Source organism: Pseudomonas sp. Os17 (assembly GCF_001547895.1).
Lineage (GTDB): Bacteria > Pseudomonadota > Gammaproteobacteria > Pseudomonadales > Pseudomonadaceae > Aquipseudomonas.
In genome coordinates, this window is the sequence record NZ_AP014627.1 from 3,821,872 (window position 1) to 3,841,682 (window position 19,811).

At 61.9% G+C, this 19,811-nt stretch carries 20 protein-coding genes; 9 read left to right on the forward strand and 11 right to left on the reverse strand.

What is annotated here, in order from left to right; translation table 11 throughout:
- Positions 1–30 precede the first annotated feature (30 nt).
- From POS17_RS16620 to rarD, 3 genes are all read left to right on the forward strand, one after another.
- Complete coding sequence (locus POS17_RS16620) at positions 31–933, forward strand: LysR family transcriptional regulator (protein WP_060839593.1); 903 nt, start codon at positions 31–33, stop codon at positions 931–933.
- A gap of 219 nt (positions 934–1,152) precedes the next feature.
- On the forward strand, positions 1,153–2,166 hold the full coding sequence (locus POS17_RS16625; protein WP_060839594.1) for an aldo/keto reductase: 1,014 nt from the start codon (positions 1,153–1,155) through the stop codon (positions 2,164–2,166).
- A 202-nt stretch (positions 2,167–2,368) separates the two neighbouring features.
- On the forward strand, positions 2,369–3,250 hold the full coding sequence (gene rarD / locus POS17_RS16630; protein ID WP_060839595.1) for an EamA family transporter RarD: 882 nt from the start codon (positions 2,369–2,371) through the stop codon (positions 3,248–3,250).
- A gap of 48 nt (positions 3,251–3,298) precedes the next feature.
- Here the strand turns inward: rarD and hpaR are convergent, their stop codons facing one another.
- From hpaR to POS17_RS16645, 3 genes are all read right to left on the reverse strand, one after another.
- Positions 3,299–3,721: a homoprotocatechuate degradation operon regulator HpaR gene (hpaR, locus tag POS17_RS16635; RefSeq protein WP_011061668.1), complete on the reverse strand. Its 423-nt coding sequence runs from the start codon at positions 3,719–3,721 to the stop codon at positions 3,299–3,301.
- A 129-nt stretch (positions 3,722–3,850) separates the two neighbouring features.
- Complete coding sequence (gene hppD / locus POS17_RS16640; RefSeq protein ID WP_016968663.1) at positions 3,851–4,927, reverse strand: 4-hydroxyphenylpyruvate dioxygenase; 1,077 nt, start codon at positions 4,925–4,927, stop codon at positions 3,851–3,853.
- A gap of 251 nt (positions 4,928–5,178) precedes the next feature.
- Positions 5,179–6,135, reverse strand: coding sequence for a DMT family transporter (locus tag POS17_RS16645; RefSeq protein WP_060839596.1), 957 nt, complete (start codon positions 6,133–6,135; stop codon positions 5,179–5,181).
- An 85-nt stretch (positions 6,136–6,220) separates the two neighbouring features.
- On the opposite strand from POS17_RS16645, the gene POS17_RS16650 reads away from it, so the two are divergent.
- The 3 genes from POS17_RS16650 (at position 6,221) to POS17_RS16660 (ending at position 9,344) form a co-directional block, all read left to right on the forward strand.
- On the forward strand, positions 6,221–7,114 hold the full coding sequence (locus POS17_RS16650) for a LysR family transcriptional regulator (protein ID WP_060839597.1): 894 nt from the start codon (positions 6,221–6,223) through the stop codon (positions 7,112–7,114).
- Positions 7,115–7,195: 81 nt separating this feature from the next.
- Complete coding sequence (locus POS17_RS16655; protein WP_060839598.1) at positions 7,196–8,734, forward strand: EAL domain-containing protein; 1,539 nt, start codon at positions 7,196–7,198, stop codon at positions 8,732–8,734.
- A gap of 244 nt (positions 8,735–8,978) precedes the next feature.
- Positions 8,979–9,344 carry a histone-like nucleoid-structuring protein, MvaT/MvaU family gene (locus POS17_RS16660; RefSeq protein WP_060839599.1) on the forward strand — a complete coding sequence of 122 codons (366 nt, stop codon included), beginning with the start codon at positions 8,979–8,981 and terminating at the stop codon, positions 9,342–9,344.
- Positions 9,345–9,593: 249 nt separating this feature from the next.
- Here the strand turns inward: POS17_RS16660 and POS17_RS16665 are convergent, their stop codons facing one another.
- A complete protein-coding gene (locus POS17_RS16665) occupies positions 9,594–10,121 on the reverse strand; it encodes a DUF4946 domain-containing protein (protein WP_060839600.1) in 528 nt (175 codons plus the stop codon).
- Between the two features lie 199 nt (positions 10,122–10,320).
- Here POS17_RS16665 and gloA point away from each other — a divergent pair, with 199 nt between their 5' ends.
- Positions 10,321–10,842, forward strand: coding sequence for a lactoylglutathione lyase (gene gloA, locus POS17_RS16670; protein WP_060839601.1), 522 nt, complete (start codon positions 10,321–10,323; stop codon positions 10,840–10,842).
- Between the two features lie 160 nt (positions 10,843–11,002).
- Here gloA and ahpF read toward each other — a convergent pair whose 3' ends face one another.
- The 3 genes from ahpF to POS17_RS16685 form a co-directional block, all read right to left on the reverse strand.
- A complete protein-coding gene (gene ahpF / locus POS17_RS16675; protein WP_060839602.1) occupies positions 11,003–12,568 on the reverse strand; it encodes an alkyl hydroperoxide reductase subunit F in 1,566 nt (521 codons plus the stop codon).
- 122 nt (positions 12,569–12,690) lie between these two features.
- Complete coding sequence (ahpC, locus tag POS17_RS16680; protein ID WP_011061677.1) at positions 12,691–13,254, reverse strand: alkyl hydroperoxide reductase subunit C; 564 nt, start codon at positions 13,252–13,254, stop codon at positions 12,691–12,693.
- Between the two features lie 151 nt (positions 13,255–13,405).
- Positions 13,406–14,344: a site-specific integrase gene (locus POS17_RS16685; RefSeq protein WP_060839603.1), complete on the reverse strand. Its 939-nt coding sequence runs from the start codon at positions 14,342–14,344 to the stop codon at positions 13,406–13,408.
- A gap of 180 nt (positions 14,345–14,524) precedes the next feature.
- Here POS17_RS16685 and POS17_RS16690 point away from each other — a divergent pair, with 180 nt between their 5' ends.
- Positions 14,525–15,532, forward strand: coding sequence for a DNA-binding protein (locus POS17_RS16690; protein WP_060839604.1), 1,008 nt, complete (start codon positions 14,525–14,527; stop codon positions 15,530–15,532).
- Here POS17_RS16690 and gorA read toward each other — a convergent pair whose 3' ends face one another.
- Positions 15,533–16,891: a glutathione-disulfide reductase gene (gene gorA, locus POS17_RS16695; RefSeq protein WP_060839605.1), complete on the reverse strand. Its 1,359-nt coding sequence runs from the start codon at positions 16,889–16,891 to the stop codon at positions 15,533–15,535.
- A 132-nt stretch (positions 16,892–17,023) separates the two neighbouring features.
- On the reverse strand, positions 17,024–17,863 hold the full coding sequence (gene galU / locus POS17_RS16700) for a UTP--glucose-1-phosphate uridylyltransferase GalU (RefSeq protein ID WP_011061681.1): 840 nt from the start codon (positions 17,861–17,863) through the stop codon (positions 17,024–17,026).
- Positions 17,864–18,325: 462 nt separating this feature from the next.
- Here galU and POS17_RS16705 point away from each other — a divergent pair, with 462 nt between their 5' ends.
- Positions 18,326–18,607: a hypothetical protein gene (locus POS17_RS16705; protein WP_060841957.1), complete on the forward strand. Its 282-nt coding sequence runs from the start codon at positions 18,326–18,328 to the stop codon at positions 18,605–18,607.
- 14 nt (positions 18,608–18,621) lie between these two features.
- Here the strand turns inward: POS17_RS16705 and POS17_RS16710 are convergent, their stop codons facing one another.
- A complete protein-coding gene (locus tag POS17_RS16710) occupies positions 18,622–18,852 on the reverse strand; it encodes a hypothetical protein (protein ID WP_016964159.1) in 231 nt (76 codons plus the stop codon).
- 69 nt (positions 18,853–18,921) lie between these two features.
- Entirely contained in the window at positions 18,922–19,773 is an 852-nt protein-coding gene (locus tag POS17_RS16715; protein ID WP_375136268.1) for a c-type cytochrome, read from the reverse strand.
- Positions 19,774–19,811: the final 38 nt, after the last annotated feature.

Genomic DNA, 19,811 nt, shown 5'->3' on the forward strand with positions numbered 1-19,811 from the left:
AACGCAAAGATCTTTAAAGGATTTTTACTAATGAACTCGATCCTCGACCTGGAAATCTTCGTGCGCACCGCCGACTCCGGCAGCCTTTCCGCCGCCGCCCGCTCCCTGGGCCTGACCGCGGCCGCCGCCAGCATCGCTCTCAAACGCCTGGAAACCCGCCTCGGCAGCCGCTTGCTGGCGCGTTCCACCCGCAGCATGCGCCTGACCGAGGAAGGCCGGCGCTATCTGGATAGCGTGCGCCTGGCCCTGGCCACCCTGGAGGACGGCGAGCAGGCGCTCAAGCAGCAGAGCCAGGGCCTGAGCGGAGTGCTGCAACTGTCGGCGCCCTCGGATTTCGGGCGCAACGCGCTGCTGCCCTGGCTTGACGACTTCAAGGCCGAACACCCGCAACTGCGCCTGCAACTGCGGCTCAACGATCGCCGCGCCGACCTGTTCCGCGATGCCGTGGATGTAGCCCTGCGCTTTGGCGTGCCCGAGGATTCGAGCCTGGTGGCCCTGCCGATCCTTCCCGAGCATCGGCGCGTGGCCTGCGCCAGCCCGGCCTATCTGGCCCGCTGCGGCACCCCGCGGTCGCCCGAGGATCTGTCGCACCACAGCGCCCTGCTCTACCTGCGCAACGATCGGCCCTATGACAGCTGGCGCTTCAGCCGTGGCGCCGACACCCGCGAGGTGCCGGTGCGCGGCGACTACCTGTGCGACGACGGCGAAGTGGCCCGGCGCTGGGCCCTGGCCGGCCACGGCATCGTCTACAAGGCCCGGCTGGATGTGGCCGAGGACATTCGCGCCGGGCGACTGATCGCTCTGCTGACCGACTGGCAGGGCGAACTGACGCCCTTCAACCTGCTGTGCCCCCATCGCTTGCAGGTGTCGGAGCGGGTGCGGCTGCTGCATGGCTTTGTGTTGCAGCGCTGTCGGGCGCTGTGCCCGTGTTGAGCGCCAGTCCGGGGGCGGCTGGCGGCTGCGCGGTTCGCCGGCAAGCCGGCTCCTACCCAATGTCCTCGCAGGTGATCTCACGGGCCTCTTTGCCGAAAAGCCGTCCCCGGCGAGGAGGCGCCATTCAGGCATTGCGCAAGGCCGGCGTTGTGGTATTTGATGGGCGCCCAGCCTGGCCGGAAATGCCCCGGCCACCCCTCTAGCACAAGGATTTCGCCCATGAGCTATCGCATCCTCGGCCATTCCGGTCTCAAGGTTTCCACCCTGACCCTGGGCACCATGATGTTCGGCGAGCAGACCAGTACCGAAGACTCGCTGCGCATCATCGACAAGGCGTGGGACCAGGGGATCAATTTCATCGACACCGCGGACGTCTACACCCTGGGCCGCTCCGAGGAGATCGTCGGTGAAGCCATCGCCCGCCACCGCCATGAGTGGGTGCTGGCGTCCAAGGTGGGGTTCGGCCCGGTGGACGGCCTGCCCAACCGCAGCGGCTTGAGCCGCAAGCACATCTTCAACGGCATCGAGGCCAGCCTGACCCGCCTGGGCACCGACTACCTGGACATCTACTACCTGCACCGCGAGGACCACAACACCCCGCTGGACGTGAGCATCTCGGCCATCGGCGACCTGCTGCGCCAGGGCAAGATCCGCTACTGGGGCCTGTCCAACTACCGGGGCTGGCGGATTGCCGAGGCGATTCGCCTCGCCGACCAGCTGGGGGTGGACCGCCCGGTGATCAGCCAGCCGCTGTACAACATCGTCAACCGTCAGGCCGAGGCCGAGCAGATCACCGCGGCCAAGGCCTATGGCCTGGGCGTGGTGCCTTACAGCCCGCTGGCGCGGGGTGTGCTCAGCGGCAAGTACGCCCCGGACGTGGCCCCGGACAGCGGCAGCCGCGCCGGGCGTCAGGACAAGCGCATCCTGGAAACCGAATGGCGGGTGGAGTCCCTGCGCATCGCCCAGCAGATCCAGGCCCACGCCCGGAGCCGCGGCGTCGATATCGTCGAATTCGCCATCGCCTGGGTCTTGAACAACCAGGCGGTGAGCTCGGCCATCGTCGGTCCGCGCACCGAGGCCCAGTGGGATGCCTACACCCGGGCCCTGGCGGTGCAGATCAGCGCCGAGGACGAAGCCTTCATCGACTCCCTGGTAAGTCCGGGGCATGCCTCGACCCCGGGCTTCAATGACGTCGGCCACTTCGTCTCGGGTCGTTTTCCGCACCTGGGCTGAATCGCGCCGGTGGCGACGCAAAGGCGCGCGCCACTGGCCTCGGGCTCGACCGGCCGTGTTGCACCTTGGCCATAAACGAGAAAAATTCCCGCCACGATGGCGCAATCAGAGCAAAAAACTCGCGCCTGACCCTCTATATTGCCCCTCGCTTCTGCGCCCTTATTTCTATGTGTCCCGAGCGTTCGGGTATTACGAGGACAGTGTGTCTAAAGGTATTGCGTTATCGGTCCTGGCGTCGGTGCTGTTTGCCGTCATGTATTTCTACACCTCGCTGCTGGCGCCCCTGACCGGGGTAGAGATCTTCGGCTGGCGCATGCTGCTGACCCTGCCCTGCATGACCCTGTTCATGATCTTCAGTGGCGAGTGGCACCGGGTCGGCCAAGTGCTGCGCCAGGTGGCAGGCAAACCGCTGCTGAGCCTGATGTTGCTGCTGTCGTCGGCCCTGGTGGGGGTGCAGCTCTGGCTGTTCATGTGGGCGCCGCTCAACGGCTACAGCCTGGATGTGTCCCTGGGCTATTTCCTGCTGCCGCTGACCATGGTCCTGACCGGACGCATCGTGTATGGCGAGCGTCTGTCGCGCTTGCAGAAAGTCGCCACGCTGCTGGCCTGCTTCGGGGTGCTCAACGAGCTGTATCAAGTGGGCAGTTTTTCCTGGGCGACCCTGGTGGTGGCTTTGGGCTACCCGGTGTATTTCGTCCTGCGCCGGCGCCTGGGCACCGATCATCTGGGCGGCCTGTGGCTGGACATGGCGCTGCTGATCCCGGTGGCACTGTGGTTTGTGCAAGGCGGCGAACAGGGATTTGCCGTGGTCGACAGCCATCCCGGCCTGTACCTGCTGATTCCCCTGCTGGGGGTGATCAGCGCTTCGGCGCTGGCGTGTTATGTCATTGCCAGCCGCTTGCTGGCCTTCAGCCTGTTCGGCCTGCTCAGCTACGTGGAACCGGTGTTGCTGCTGTTTGTCGCGCTGCTGCTGGGGGAAAGCATCAAGGCCGGGGAATGGCTGACCTACATACCGGTCTGGCTGGCGGTGCTGGTGCTGGTACTCGAAGGGGTCAAGCACCTGATGCGCCAACGCCGTATCTGACGGACGCACCCGCGTTGGCCCGAACGGGCCTTCGGGCCTCGTCGGGGTTCAGGGCTTGATCTGCTTGAGCTCATTGAGCAGGGCCAGCAAGGCCTGCATCTTGTCTTCGCCAAATTGCTGCTGGATCTTCTGGTAGTTGATTTCCATGTCGCCGCTCATGGACTCGAAACAGGCCTGGCCCTTGTCGGTCAGGGTGATGAACAGGCGGCGCTGGTCTTCCGGCGACTTGCGGCGGCTGACGTACTGGTCGCGCTCCAGGCGGGTCAGTACCCCGGTCATGCTCGGCGGCAGGATGCAGGCCATCTTCGCCAGCTGGTGGCTCTCCAGCTCGCCGTTCTGGCGCAGGATGCGGATCACCCGCCACTGCTGCTCGGTCAGGTCGTGCTGGTTCAGCGAGGGGCGGAAAAACGCCATGGCGGCCTCACGGGCCTGCAACAGGGTCAGGGTCAGGGAAGGTCTGGGTGTGTTCATCAAGGCGTCGGTCGAGGGCTGGGAAACAGAGGCGCGAACATTAACACATTCATAATCGCCAGCCGACAGGCAAAACAAAGCCCGATCAGGCGGGGCCTGATCGGGCTCTGAGTTCAAGCCGGCCGAGGGTTACTCGGTGGCCAGTACTCCGCGACGCACCTGGTCGCGTTCGATCGATTCGAACAGTGCCTTGAAGTTGCCTTCACCGAAACCGTCGTCACCTTTACGCTGGATGAATTCGAAGAACACCGGCCCCATCAGGGTTTCCGAGAAGATCTGCAGCAGCAGGCGCTTGTCGCCGGCTTCCGAAGAACCGTCCAGCAGGATGCCTCGGGCTTGCAGTTCCTTGACCGGCTCGCCGTGGTTCGGCAGGCGGCCTTCGAGCATCTCGTAGTAGGTGTCCGGCGGCGCGGTCATGAAGCGCATGCCGATCTTCTTCAGCGCGTCCCAGGTCTTGACCAGGTCGTCGGTGAGGAAGGCCACATGCTGGATGCCCTCGCCGTTGAACTGCATCAGGAACTCTTCGATCTGCCCGGCGCCCTTGGACGATTCCTCGTTCAGCGGGATGCGGATCATGCCGTCCGGGGCGGTCATGGCCTTGGAGGTCAGGCCGGTGTATTCGCCCTTGATGTCGAAGTAGCGGATCTCGCGGAAGTTGAACAGCTTCTCGTAGAAACCGGCCCAGTAGGCCATGCGGCCGCGGTACACGTTGTGGGTCAGGTGGTCGATGATCTTCAGGCCCGCGCCTTGAGGGTTGCGGTCCACGCCTTCGAGGAACACGAAGTCGATGTCATAGATCGAGCTGCCTTCACCGAAACGGTCGATCAGGTACAGCGGCGCGCCGCCGATGCCCTTGATCGCCGGCAGGTTCAGCTCCATCGGGCCGGTTTCAATGTGAATCGGCTGGGCGCCCAGTTCCAGGGCCCGCTTGTAGGCCTTCTGCGAATCCTTGACCCGGAACGCCATGCCGCACACCGACGGGCCGTGTTCGGCGGCGAAGTACGAGGCGACGCTGTGGGGTTCGTTGTTGAGGATCAGATTGATCGCACCCTGGCGATACAGATGCACGTCTTTTGAACGATGGGTCGCGACTTTGGTGAAACCCATGATCTCGAAGATCGGTTCGAGGGTGTTGGGGGTGGGCGATGCGAATTCGATGAATTCAAAGCCCATCAGGCCCATTGGGTTTTCGAAGATATCTGCCATGGTTGGCGCCTCATCATATTTTTAGAATTAACGGATCGTTAGTTGCTATCAATGCTGAGGAAGGCCGGTGGCGCACAGGAGATGCCTCGCACGCTGCGGGCAAGGAAGTCACCGTAGATCAGTTGAAACCCGAGAATCTTCATTTCGACCCTGTCTTACAGGCTGGGGGGCGAGGCTTCTGCTGCCAGAAGACTTTATTATTGTATGCGTAACCGGATTCTACACAGCGTAAAAGCCTTTGTCCGCTTTCTCTATAAAATCGCCTTTTTTGCCCGGCCCGCAAGGGGTTTGTTGCACTGATAGATGCCGCCCAGAATCAGCACACCGCCCAGCCCCATCATCAGGCTCAACGGCTCGCCCAAGAGCAGCGCACCGAGCATCACCGCGGTCAGCGGGTTGAGGGCGATGAACACCCCGGCACGGGTGGCGCCGATGCGCCGCAACCCGTCGTAGTAGCCGATGTAGGCCAGCGCCGAGCCCAGCACCCCCAGGTACAGCAGGCTCAGGCCCTGGACCGGGTTCAGCCGGGCGATGGCCGGCAGGTCGAACTCGCCACGCAGCCAGGTCGCGCTGCACAGCATCAGGGTGCCCAGCAGGATCGAGTAGGTGACGGTCTGCAAGGGTCCCAGGCGCTGGTTGAGGTCCCGGGACAGCAGCGAGTACAGGCCCCAGCCCAGGACACAGCCGAGGATCAGCAAGTCGCCCTGCCAGCCGCCGGCCGGGGACTCCAGGGCCGCTGGATCCCGGCTGCAGATCACCAGCGCGGCGCCACTCAGGCACAGCAGGATGCCCAGCAATTGGCGCCGGCTCAGGCGCTCCTTGAACAGGGCCCAGGCGCCCAGGGCGATCACCGCCGGATTCAGCGCCACGATCAGCGAAGCGCGGGAGGCACTGACCTGTTGCAGGCCGACGAAGAAGCACAGGTTGTAGAAAAAGATGCCGCAAAACCCCAGCACCGCCAGTTGGCCGAATTGGCGCAGGCTGGGACGCACCAGAGGAATGCCGGCCGCGGCCATGCAGCCGAGCAAGGCCAGGCTGGCGAGCGCGAAACGCAGGCTGGCCAGGAGCAAGGGGGAAAGCGCGCCAGCCAGATAGCGGCCGGCGACAAAGGTGCCGCCCCAGATCATGGTCACCGCCGCCAGTCTGCAATAGACCGCCAGGTCCCCGTGGTTGGCCGCCAAGGGGCCGTTGATACTGCTGTCGCTCATGGTCGTGACGCTCTGTGCCGGTGGATTTGTGCCGCCGGACAATTCTTTGTCTAATGATCGATCATCGTAAAATGAGCTTTTACTCATGACCCTGACCCAACTGGAAATCTTTTCCCGGGTGGCCGAGCTTGCCGGTTTCACCAGCGCCGCCACGCGCCTGGGTATCAGCCAGTCGGCGGTATCCCACGCCATCAAGTCCCTGGAGCAGGAACTGGGGGTGGAGCTGTTCCGCCGCCATCAATCCCAGGTCGAACTCACCGATATCGGGCGCCAGCTCCTGCTGCGGGCCCGGGCCATGCTGGGGCTGGCCGCGACCCTGGAACAGGAGGCCGCCGATGCCCGAGGCATGAAGCGCGGCACCCTGCGCATCGGTTCGTTCGGTCCCACCTCCTCCACGCGCCTGTTGCCGCAGATCCTTGGGGAGTACCGCAAGGCGTATCCCGGAATCGAGGTGCATATCGACGAGGGGCCGGACCGCCAGGTCCTGCAATGGCTGGAAGAACGGCGGATCGACCTGGGTTTCGTGGTGCTGCCCGAGGAGCGTTTCGACACCTTCCCCCTGCTGGAGGACCAACTGGTGGCGCTGATTCCCGCGGCCCATGCCCTGGCCCGGGAGCGGCAGGTGCGCCTGGATCAGCTGTGTCACGACCCCTTCGTGCTGACCGAGGCCGGTTCGGCGGAACTGGTGTCACGCTTGTTCGTCGGTGCCGGCTTGCGCCCCAACATCCGCTACCGCAGCTCGCAGTTGCTCAGCACCCTGGAAACCGTGGCCCGGGGCGAGGCCGTGAGTATCCTGGCCGAGCTGTCCCTGCCTGCGGCCATCGATGCCCGTTATGTCAGCCGGGCCCTGGCGCCAGCGGTGCGGCGCCAGGTGGGGATTGCCGTGCTCGATCAGCGCCAGTCGTCGCCGGCGACCCTGGCCTTCATTGGTCACGCGCAACGCCTGTATGGTCAGACAAAGCCGTCTATCCTGCGGTGATCGAAACACGCCACAAGAGCGTCGCGCCCGCGGCCACGGTCGGATTCTCAAGCCTCCCCTCCTCTGCCACAGGTCCGATCCATGCCCTTGACCGCCAAAGGTCCACTGAAACGCTCGACCCGTACCCTCTGGACCTTGCTGGCCATTGTCCTGCCGATTGCGCTGGGCGCCGTCATCCTCTATGCCCAGGCTGAGCGAACCCTGGAGCGCAGCAGCCTGGAAACCGCCGAAGAAGCCATTCGCCAATTCGACCTGATGCTGGACAACACCGATATCGCCGCCAAGGCGCTGCTGCCCCTGGTGGGCCAGGATTGCGACGCCGCACGGCAACTGGCCCTGCGTGATCAGGTCACGCGCCGGCCCTTCGTGCGCTCGACCAATCTGGTGTGGCGCAACAGCAACTATTGCAGCTCGTTGCTGGGCAGTTACGCGGTGCCCCTCGATCCCCAGGATTATGTGGGTGGCCGACTCTGGCTGATGGACGGCAACCCCATCACGCCCAATACGGCGTTGCTGATCTACCGCTGGAGCGAGGGCGAGCGCGCGGTCCTGGCCACCATAGACGGCTACCACCTGGCCAACGCCCTGCGCCTGATCAGCCGCTTTGCCGACCTGCAGCTGCAGGTGGGGGCGCACTGGCTGTCCAGCGACGGCCAGGTCCACGCGGGTGCTGCGCCCCAGGCGGCGGTGGCCAGCCAACACCTGACCTCGGCGCGCTATCCCTACAGCGTCAGCGCCGGCTTTCCCCCAGGGGATGTCTGGCACTACATGAAAAGCCAGTACCCGGCGCTATTTGGCCTGCTGGTGTTCCTCGGCGCCGCCACCGGCGTCCTCGCCCACTGGCTGCAGAAGCGCTCCGCCTCCCCCAGCCAGGAGCTGCGCCGGGCGCTGGACGCCCAGGAGTTCATTGCCTATTTCCAGCCAGTGGTGCGCGGCGACAGCCTGCAATGGGCCGGGATTGAAGTGCTGATGCGCTGGCAACACCCCAAGGAAGGGCTGGTGCGTCCTGATCTGTTCATTCCCTTCGCCGAGCATTCGGGGCTGATCGTGCCCATGACCCGCTCGCTGATGCAGCAGACCCGGCAAGCCCTGGCTCCCCACGCCAGGCACTTCAGCGACGGTTTTCATATCGGCATCAACATCACGGCCAGTCATTGCAACGATCTGCAGTTGCTGGACGACTGTCGGGATTTCCTCGCGGCCTTTGCGCCGGGCAAGGTGATTCTGGTGCTGGAGCTGACCGAGCGCGAGTTGATCAAACCCACGGCCATCACCCAGCAGCTGTTTGCCGCCTTGCACGAACTGGGCGTGATGATCGCCATCGACGACTTCGGCACCGGGCATTCCAGCCTGGCTTATCTGCGCCAGTTCAATGTCGACTACTTGAAGATTGATCAAAGCTTCGTGGCCATGATCGGTGCCGATGCCCTGTCCCTGCATATACTCGACAGCATTATCCAACTCTCGGCCAAACTCGATCTGGGTATAGTCGCCGAAGGCGTAGAAACCACCGAACAGCGCGACTATCTGGTCGCCCAAGGGGTAGATTTCCTACAGGGTTATTTATTTGGCCGACCGATGCCCAGTAGTGAATTTGTTGCCGTTCTAGCGCGCCATTAAATAGCCATACCAGAACAACAAGTACTCGAATTGACAACTCGCAAGCTGCAGCAATTTGAATCATTCAGCCAATACCGAGGCAAACAAGAACAACCTGATTTACTCCGCCGCCATTAACTACTACAATTTTTCACGCCTGTTCATGATTCACAGGTAGGCCACTTAATCGAACCTTAATCGGCTCATGGCTTATAGCTTTGTTTGTGGTTTGTATCAGCCAAAATAGACTATTGGAGTGAAGATATTGTCCAGACTTGCTGAATTTCGTGCTGCAGAAAAAGCACTTCAAGAACAGCTCGCGCAGCTTGAATCCCTGAAGAATGACGCCGGACTCAAAAAGGAAATCGAGTTCGAAGAGAAGCTCCAGGCCCTGATGAAGTCCTATGACAAGAGTCTGCGTGACATCATCGCAATCCTTGATCCAAACCTGGGCAAAACCGGCCTGCCTCCGGCCAACGCCCCTAAACAGCGGCGCGCACGAGTGGTCAAGGTTTATCAGAACCCGCACACCGGCGAACTGATTGAAACCAAAGGCGGCAACCATCGCGGCCTGAAAGCCTGGAAAGAACAGTATGGCGCCGCCACTGTGGATTCCTGGCTGCGCGCTTGAACAAAGCCCCCACCTGAAAAAGGCCCTGCATATGCAGGGCTTTTTACATTGATAAGAATATTCTTATTACGACTTGCATCTAAGACCGCCTTCAGCACCGATGGCCGGCATTTTCACCGCACGCGACGACTGCAAGCCCGCCGGGGATTGTGCCTTGCAACAACAGCCTCACTACAACTTCAGACTTAATACCTTTCCGCTAACCCACCCTCGACCTGAGAAAGCAAACCGGCAGCTTCAGAATTTTCCTCAAAGTTTAAGGCTATTTCGTACAGCTAGTATTTCGTCCTGACTATCAGCATAAGCCTGTGCCTGGCCGGCGTATGAAAGTACATAAGCCTTATTCCCATCCACAGCGGCCACCAATGTTTGCGACAGCACATGCCGGCCATTCTGGGTAATGGTGCAAGTGGTCTCCAGGGCTTGCAGCCGACTCAACTGTGCCGCATGAATCTTGTTACAGACACTCTGATAACCGCCTCGGGCAAAGTCCTTCTGCACGGATTTGCGCATCTCCAGTAATACCCCCTGAAGATTGACTACATGCCCGCTGTCGACTTGCGTCATGGTCAACTCCATGACCATCTGCGGATTGCCGGCGGCATCGTTTTTCACCGCCCGCTGACGGGAAACCTCGGCCGCCGGATCGCCCTCCTGCGCAGGCACCGGCTCCACCGTCCAGCCTTGCGGCCAGGCGACTTGTGGCGCGGCCTGGACAAAGCCGGCAAACGCCAGCACAAACAGGGCCGCGACCCGGGGGTTGAACGATTCGATCATGGATTTGCACACCAGGGAAACGGGCCTGGAAGTCTGAGCCCGACGCCAGGAATGGGCAATAGATCAGGAGCTTTGGGTTTGGCGTCATGGCGTCCGGTTGCGTATCATTGCCCGATCCCAACGACGCCTGAACCCTTGCCAGCCAAGGGCCGGTTCGCCTTCGCCCACAACCTTTGCCGCACTTTTTCCTGGAGGGCCCATGAGCCTCGAACAACTCAACACTTTCCCCGGCGTGACCGCCCAACCGGATGCGGCGACCGCACGCTTCGTGTTCAACCACACCATGTTGCGGGTCAAGGACATCACCCGCTCCCTGGATTTCTACACCCGGGTCCTGGGCTTCTCCCTGCTGGAGAAACGCGACTTTCCCGAAGCCGAGTTCAGCCTGTACTTCCTCGCCCTGGTGGACAAGGCGCAGATCCCGGCGGACGCCGCGGCCCGTACCCAGTGGATGAACGCCATCCCCGGCGTCCTCGAACTGACCCACAACCATGGCACCGAAAACGATCCGGACTTCGCCTACCACAACGGCAACAGCGACCCGCGGGGCTTTGGCCACATCTGCATCTCGGTCCCTGACGTCGTTGCCGCCTGCGAACGCTTCGAAGCCCTGGGCTGCGACTTTCAAAAACGCCTGAGCGACGGCCGCATGAAGAGCCTGGCCTTCATCAAGGACCCGGACGGCTACTGGGTCGAGATCATCCAGCCCACCCCGCTGTAACCCGGGTTACACAGGCGCTGACTCGCCAGCGAAGGCCTGGTAAAGCACGGCGCCAGCCCCAAGGGCCTGCTCCGTGACACGCAAGCGCCCCACCCTGCAAAACGCCAATAAAAAACCCCATGAGCGAAGGCTCATGGGGTTTTGTGTTTCCACTGCGGGCTTATGCCGGGGCTGAAGTGCGGATCAGGTGATCGAAGGCACTCAGAGAGGCCTTGGCGCCCTCGCCCACCGCGATCACGATCTGCTTGTACGGCACCGTGGTCACGTCTCCGGCGGCGAACACCCCAGGCAGCGAAGTCTCGCCACGGGCATCGACAATGATCTCGCCACGGGGCGACAACTCGACGGTGCCCTTGAGCCAGTCGGTGTTGGGCAGCAAGCCGATCTGCACGAAGATGCCTTCCAGGTCCACCGTGTGGAACTCGCCCGAATCGCGATCCTTGTACGCCAGGCCGGTGACCTTCTGCCCGTCGCCCTTGACTTCACTGGTCAGGGCACTGCTGATGACCTTGACGTTGGGCAGGCTGTAGAGCTTGCGCTGCAACACCGCATCGGCCCGCAGTTTGCTGTCGAACTCAAGCAGGGTCACGTGGCTGACGATACCCGCCAGATCGATGGCCGCTTCGACGCCGGAGTTGCCGCCACCAATCACCGCCACGCGCTTACCTTTAAACAGCGGACCATCGCAGTGCGGGCAGAAGCACACGCCCTTGGCCTTGTATTCCTGCTCGCCGGGCACGCCCATTTCACGCCAGCGGGCACCGGTGGCCAGGATCACCGACTTGGCCTTGAGGCTGGCGCCGCTTTCGAACTGGATCTCGTGCAGGCCGCCGACCTCCTTGGCCGGCACCAGGGCGCTGGCACGCTGCAGGTTCATGATGTCGACGTCGTACTGCTTGACGTGCTCCTCCAGCGCCGCCGCCAGTTTCGGCCCTTCGGTCTCTTGCACCGAGACAAAGTTCTCGATGGCCATGGTGTCCAGTACCTGGCCGCCGAAACGCTCGGCGGCAACCCCGGTACGAATGCCTTTGCGAGCGGCGTAAATGGCGGCCGACGCCCCGGCCGGTCCACCGCCGACCACCAGTACATCAAAGGCCTCTTTGGCGCTGAGCTTCTGCGCCTGCTTCTGCACCGCGCCGGTGTCGAGCTTGGCGAGGATTTCCTCCAGGCCCATGCGTCCCTGACCGAAGTTCACACCGTTGAGGTAGATGCTCGGCACCGCCATCACCTTGCGCTCATCGACTTCGGCCTGGAACAGCGCGCCGTCAATGGCCACGTGGCGGATGTTGGGGTTGAGCACCGCCATCAGGTTCAGCGCCTGGACCACGTCCGGGCAGTTCTGGCAGGACAGCGAGAAATAGGTCTCGAAGTTGAACTCGCCCTTGAGCGAGCGGATCTGCTCGATCACTTCAGCGCTGGCTTTGGAGGGGTGCCCGCCTACTTGCAACAGGGCAAGCACCAGGGAAGTGAATTCGTGCCCCATGGGAATACCGGCGAAACGCAGGCTGATATCACTCCCCGGGCGATTCAACGAGAACGATGGCTTGCGCGCATCGGTGCCGTTGTCGAGCAAGGTAATCTGGTTGGAAAGACTGACAATGTCTTTGAGTAACGCGAGCATTTCCTGGGATTTCGCACCGTCGTCGAGGGAGGCGACGATCTCGATCGGCTGGGTGACCCGTTCCAGGTATGACTTCAACTGAGCTTTAAGATTGGCGTCCAACATACGGGCGATTTCCTATTGATTCGGTATAAAAAACAACGCCCGAGCGAATCTCGCCCGGGCGTTATTTGAGGGCGGTGCGGCTGACTTAAGTGCGGATGACCGCCCTTGAATGAAGCATGGACTTAGATCTTGCCGACCAGGTCCAGGGACGGAGCCAGGGTGGCCTCGCCTTCTTTCCACTTGGCTGGGCAGACTTCGCCCGGGTGCGCGGCAACGTACTGAGCGGCCTTGATCTTGCGCAGCAACTCGGAAGCGTCACGACCTACGCCGCCATCGTTGATTTCAACGATCTTGATCTGGCCTTCAGGGTTGATCACGAAGGTGCCACGGTCAGCCAGACCGGCTTCTTCGATCAGCACATCGAAGTTGCGCGAGATGGCCAGGGTCGGGTCGCCGATCATGGTGTACTGGATCTTGCCGATGGCTGGCGAAGTGTTGTGCCAGGCAGCGTGGGCAAAGTGGGTGTCGGTGGAAACGCTGTAGATCTCAACGCCCAGTTTCTGGAATTCGGCGTAGTTGTCGGCCAGGTCTTCCAGCTCGGTCGGGCAGACGAAGGTGAAGTCAGCCGGGTAGAAGAATACGACGGACCATTTGCCTTTCAGATCAGCGTCCGACACTTCGACGAATGCGCCGTTTTTGAATGCGGTGGCTTTGAACGGTTTAACTTGGCTGTTGATGATAGGCATCGTTGACTCTCCATCAGTGGTTGAAAACGTTGGGTGAAAACTTGATGGGGAGAATCCTAGCCAATCAGTCGCCGCTTGGCTCATTGGCAAACCTGATGCCAACGATTGGTTTTGGCTATAAGGCTACCGTATTGATAGAAGAAACCTTTGATCACTGACGCACAGGTTTCTCGTCGATGCGCGCCATGCCCATGAATGGATTGACCTCCAGGTAACGCATGGCGGACTTCATGTCCTTCCAGCCGACATAGCTCATCAGCGACTTCAGGTCCCAACCGCTGCGATGCGCCCAGGTGGCAAAGCCCCGGCGCAGGGAGTGACTGGTGTAATGCTCGGCGGCGATGCCGGCGCGCTCCAGGGCCTGGCGCAACAGGGGAATCACGCTATTGGCGTGCAAACCCTGCTCACCCAGGTGGCCCCAGCGATCGATCGCGCGAAACACCGGGCCGCGAACCAGGGCCGCGGCATTGATCCATTCGATGTAGGCCTGCACCGGACACAGGCGCTGCAAGGCCGGCGTGTGATAGGTGCGACCAAGGTTGTCGCGGTCGCTCTTGCTGCGCGGCACATAAAGGCTGATGCCGGATCCGGCGCTGGCCTGCACATGCTCGATCTGCAGGCGGCACAGCTCATCACTGCGAAAGCCTCGCCAGAAACCCAGCAGGATCAACGCCCGATCGCGCAGCGCCCGTAACAGATCAGCCTGACGTCCGTCGCCACGGGCCGCCGCTGCCTCGCCATCGAGCCAGGCAATCACCCGCTCCAGGTGCTGCAACTGCAATGGCTCGGCCTGTTTTTCGCGAACCGGGTGCACCGCGCGAATCCCCTTGAACACCTGACGCACCACCGGCGCCTTGGTCGGGTCGGCAAAGCCCTGGCTGTTGTGCCATTGGGCCAGGGCCGAGAGGCGCAACTTCAAGGTATTGATCGACAGTTCACCGGCATAGGCCACCAGGTAGCGGGCCACGCTGTCCGCGGTGGCCGGCAGGAATCCGCCCCACTGCACCTCGAAGTGTTCGATGGCCGCCCGATAACTGCGGCGGGTGTTATCGCGGGTGGCGGCTTGCAGGTAACGATCCAGCTCACTCATGGCAGCTCCACTGAGGCAAATGTACGGCGACCAGGGCCGAAAACCGACCGCCGCGCCTGTCACACGGGGTAATACTACAATATCCAATGTCAAATTTACGCTATCGGATGCGTCTTTCTACCTGTACAATTATCGATAATTACATACCACGTATCACAGTATTAAATCGTCGGAGGACACATGGCTCGCGGAGGCATTAACAAAGCGGTGGTGAAAAAGGCGCGCCAGGCGATTCTTGCCCGCGGCGAACACCCGAGCATCGACGCAGTACGCATAGAAATGGGCAATACCGGCTCAAAAACCACCATCCACCGCTACCTGAAGGAGCTCGACGATGGCAGCACTCGCCGGGAGGCCGGCCCGGTAGCGCTGGACGAGGAACTCGGCGAACTGGTCGGGCGCCTGGCGCAGCGCCTCCAGGAGCAAGCCCGGGAACCCCTGGAGCAGGCCCTCGCCCACTCCGAACAGCAGAAGCAGGCATTCGAACAACAGCTGGAGCAAGCCCGGCGCACAGAGGAGCAGCTGCAACAGCAACTGCAGATCCAGGCCAGCGCCCTGGCCGGTGAAAGTGCCGCACTGCAAGACACGCGTTCGATGCTGCAGAGCGAACAGACCCGCAATGCCGAGCTCAACCAGGCACTGAAGGACTACGACCTGCGCCTGGAAGACAAGGAGCAGCAGATCCGCTCCCTGGAAGACAAGCACCTGCACGCCCGGGACGCCCTGGAACACTATCGCGCCGCCAGCAAGGAACAGCGCGAGCAGGAGCATCGCCGCCACGAGGGCCAGCTACAGCAGCTGCAGGCCGAACTGCGGCAAGCCCAGCAGAGCGCCCTGGTTCGCCAGGACGAAATCACTCAACTGCATCGCGACAACGAACGCTTGCTCGGCGAGCAACGGGCCAGCCACAAGGAGCTTATGCAAGCCCAGGAAGCCGCCAGCAAGGGTGCAGCCCTGCAGGCACAACTGCGCGAGCAACTGACACGCCTGGACAGCGCCAGCACCCTGCTGCAGGAACGCCTGCGAGTGGCTTCGGAGGAGATGCAGGCACTCAGGGAAAGAGCCGATGAGCAGACTCGTCTGAGCAAGGAGATGGAATTGCGCGCCGCCAAGGCCGAGGCCGGCCTCGAGGCGCTGCGCCTGGCCTCCGCCAGCAAGGCGAAGGCAGGCAAGAAAGCCGACTCCTGATCAGTCGGCGACAGGCGTACGCATGGTGACGAACTCTTCGGCGGCGGTCGGGTGCACGCCGATGGTTTCGTCGAAGTCACGCTTGGTCGCCCCGGCCTTCAGAGCAATCGCCAGCCCCTGGACGATTTCACCGGCGTCCGGACCGACCATGTGGCAGCCCAGCACTTTGTCGCTGTCGGCATCCACCACCAGCTTCATCAGGGTGCGTTCCTGGCAGTCGGTCAGGGTCAGCTTCATCGGCCGGAACCGGCTTTCGAAGATCTGCACCTTGTGCCCCGCTTCCCGCGCCTGCTCTTCGGTCAGGCCGACGGTGCCGATATTCGGCAGGCTGAACACCGCCGTAGGGATCATCCGGTAATCCACCGGGCGGTACTGCTCGGGCTTGAACAGGCGCCGAGCCACAGCCATGCCCTCGGCCAGGGCCACCGGGGTCAATTGCACCCGGCCGATCACATCGCCAATCGCCAGGATCGATGGCTCGCTGCTCTGATACTGCTCATCCACCTCGATAAAGCCACGCTTGTCGAGTTTGACCCCGGTGCTCTCCAGGCCCAGGTTGTCGAGCATCGGCCTACGCCCGGTGGCGTAGAACACGCAGTCGGCGACCAGCTTGCGACCATCCTTGAGCGTGACCTCAAGACTGCCGTCGGCCTGCTTGTCGATACGCTCGATGTCCGCGTTGAACTGCAGCCCCAAGCCCCGCTTGGTCAGCTCTTCCTGCAAGTGCTTGCGCACCGCACCGTCAAAGCCGCGCAGGAACAGATCACCGCGATACAGCAGCTGGGTGTCGGCGCCCAGACCGTGGAAGATCCCGGCAAATTCCACCGCGATGTAACCACCGCCCACCACCAGCACGCGCTTGGGCAACGCCTTGAGGAAGAAGGCCTCATTGGAGCTGATGGCATGCTCGCGCCCCGGGATTTCCGGGATCTGCGGCCAGCCGCCAGTGGCAATCAGAATGTGCTTGGCGGTGTAGCGCTGGCCATTGACCTCCACCTGATGCGGATCGATCAGCTTGGCGTGGCCTTCGTGCAGGGTCACGCCGCTGTTGACCAGCAGATTGCGGTAGATGCCATTGAGACGATTGATTTCGCGGTCCTTGTTGGCAATCAAGGTCGCCCAATCGAAATGGGCCTCGCCAAGGGACCAACCGAAACCCGACGCCTGCTCGAAGTCTTCGGCAAAGTGTGCGCCGTACACCAGCAGCTTTTTCGGCACACACCCGACGTTGACGCAGGTACCGCCCAGATAGCGGCTTTCGGCCACCGCAACTTTCGCGCCGAAGCCCGCCGCAAAGCGTGCACAACGCACACCGCCGGAACCGGCGCCAATTACATAAAGATCAAAATCGTAGGCCATTTCACTCTCCCAGGCAGGCTGACAAGCATAACCGCAGATGGCGATCGGGTCAGCGCAGTGGATTGACATAAGGGCGCCCAATGAAAAAGCCACCCGAAGGTGGCTTTTTCCGACAAACCCGTGCAGCGACTATCAGTAAGCCTTGCCGGTCTTGTAGAAGTTCTCGAAGCAGAAGTTGGTCGCGTCGATGTAGCCCTCGGCGCCACCGCAGTCGAAACGCTTGCCCTTGAACTTGTAGGCCATTACACAGCCGTTCTGCGCCTGCTTCATCAGGGCGTCGGTGATCTGGATTTCCCCCCCCTTGCCCGGCTCGGTCTGCTCGATCAGGTCGAAGATGTCCGGAGTCAGGATGTAACGACCGATGATCGCCAGGTTCGACGGCGCATCTTCCGGCTTTGGCTTCTCGACCATGCTGTGGACGCGGTAGATGTCGTCGCGGATCATCTCGCCGGCGATCACGCCGTACTTGTTGGTTTCCTGCGGGTCGACTTCCTGAATGGCCACGATCGAGCAGCGGAACTGCTTGTACAGCTTGACCATCTGGGTCAGGACGCCGTCGCCTTCGAGGTTGACGCACAGGTCGTCCGCCAGCACCACGGCGAAGGGCTCGTCACCGATCAGTGGGCGGCCGGTCAGGATCGCGTGGCCCAGGCCTTTCATTTCAGTCTGGCGAGTGTAGGAGAACGAGCACTCGTCCAGCAGTTTGCGGATACCGACCAGGTATTTCTCCTTGTCGGTGCCCTTGATCTGGTTTTCCAACTCGTAACTGATGTCGAAGTGGTCTTCGAGGGCGCGCTTGCCACGGCCGGTCACGATGGAGATTTCATTCAATCCGGCATCCAGCGCTTCTTCAACGCCGTACTGGATCAGTGGCTTGTTCACCACCGGCAGCATTTCTTTAGGCATGGCTTTAGTCGCTGGCAGGAAGCGAGTACCGTAACCGGCTGCTGGGAACAAGCATTTCTTGATCATATGAGTCCTTAAAAAGGCTGTGCGTGCGAGTTTCGGCGCAGTCTAATCAGGCGGCGTGCACCTTACAATGCCCCGCGCTGGCTAACCGCTGCCATCATAGAGAAATAAAGCGCCAGATAGTTCCGTAGCATCCATCAGTTAGCGCTCAAGGTAAACGCCCATCCCCCCGCAGGCCTTGAAATCCGGCGCCTGCACGCCGCACCCAGGCACCGGGCAACACACGACCGCAGCGATCCGGAACCCCCTCCTAAAGCCCATGCCAGGCGCGACTGATGGCACCGTCAATCGCCATCAGCCACTCCCTGGGCTGCTTGCGGAATATCCCGCCTATCGAGCAACGGCACTTTTCAGCAGCGGCGGCGGACTAAAGGGATGCGCTGTACCGAAATGGCCATTGGCTATAGCATCGCCACACTGATGCACAGCCCCAAGATCCCCTCCTCTGCAGACGACGAAACCCCCATGAACAAGCTTCTCGCAGTTACCGCGGTACTGGCTCTGAGCGGATGCGCCACCGCCTCCAATACTTACCTGGCCAATGGTGAGCAGGGCCTGAGCATCGATTGCTCCGGAGAGGCCGGCTCCTGGGCCAGCTGCTATGAAAAAGCCGATGCCTCCTGCGCCGGTACCGGCTATCGGATCGTCAGCACCGAAGGCACCCCGGCCCCCAAGGAAAGCGACAAGACCCTGGGCGTCGATGTCGGCAACTACAAGAGCCGCAGCGTGGTGGTGGTCTGCAAGTAGCGGACGGACGCCCGCTACATATGAATTTCGGCGAACTTGATGCCCAGGCCACGAATGGTTTCGATCAAGTCGTCGAGGCGGGCAAAGGACTCCACCTCGTCGCTGTCATCCACCAGAAAATAGCTGCGCCCGGCGCTTTTCTTGAAGAACACGATCCATTCCCCGGAATTGGCCGGGTTCTGGATCACATGGGTGGCAGAGATCGAGCCCTCTGCATGCTTTTCCCTGACGTGTTCCCGCTTCATGCTCTCTCCCAAAAAAACGATGCCGCCAGGGCGTGAGCCCAGGCGGCATCGGTAACGATAGGCACTAGTTTATCGGATGCCCTGGCCGATCAGCACGCCTTCTACGGTCTGACCGTACAAATTTACCCCGTCATTGGCGTGAAACTTGACCCGGGTCTTCTCGATCGAGCCCTCCACCAGGCGCGGATCCTGAGGTCGCTCATGACTGTTGACGAAGGCCGCCACGTCCCAAGCCTGCTGATCGCTCAAGCTGCCGCCCTTGCCCAGGGGCATGTTGTGCTTGATGAAGGACGCCGCCGTATTGATCCGGTGCATCCCCGCCCCCCAGTTATAGGAGTCCTTGCCCCACAGCGGCGGCATGACGTAATCGGCCCCGACCTTCTGCCCCTGCCCCTGTTCACCATGGCAGACCGCGCATTGCGCCTGATACACCGCAGCCCCCTGCTTCAGGTCATACCCCTTGGCCGGCTGGGCCACATCGGGATAGCCGCGGCCGGGCAGTTCGACACCCAGCGGGGCCTTGCTCGCCAGCCAATAGGCATACACCGATAGCGCGGTAATCTCCGGACTGTCGGCCGCCGGCGGCTGACCACCGTTCATGCTGAACTGGAAGCAGCCCTGCAAGCGCTCGGCAAAGGTGTTCACCTTGTCGTTCTTCTTGCGGTAGGCGGGGTACATCGGATACGCGCCCCACAGTGGAGCGGAGTTGGCCAGGCGCCCCTGATCGAGGTGGCAGTTGCTGCAATTGAGTCCATTGCCCACGTATTGCGGCGCGCGGCGCTTGGTGTCGACAAACAGCGCATGGCCCTCGCGCACCAGCTTGCCGTAGGCATTGTCCGGCAACTCGCTTTCGGCGGGCGGCCTGAAATACTCGGCCTGGGGCGAGGCGCTGGGCGCCGGTATCTGCGATTGATCTTCCATGGCAATGCCCGCGGCGTGCACCTGGGCGGCGAGCAACG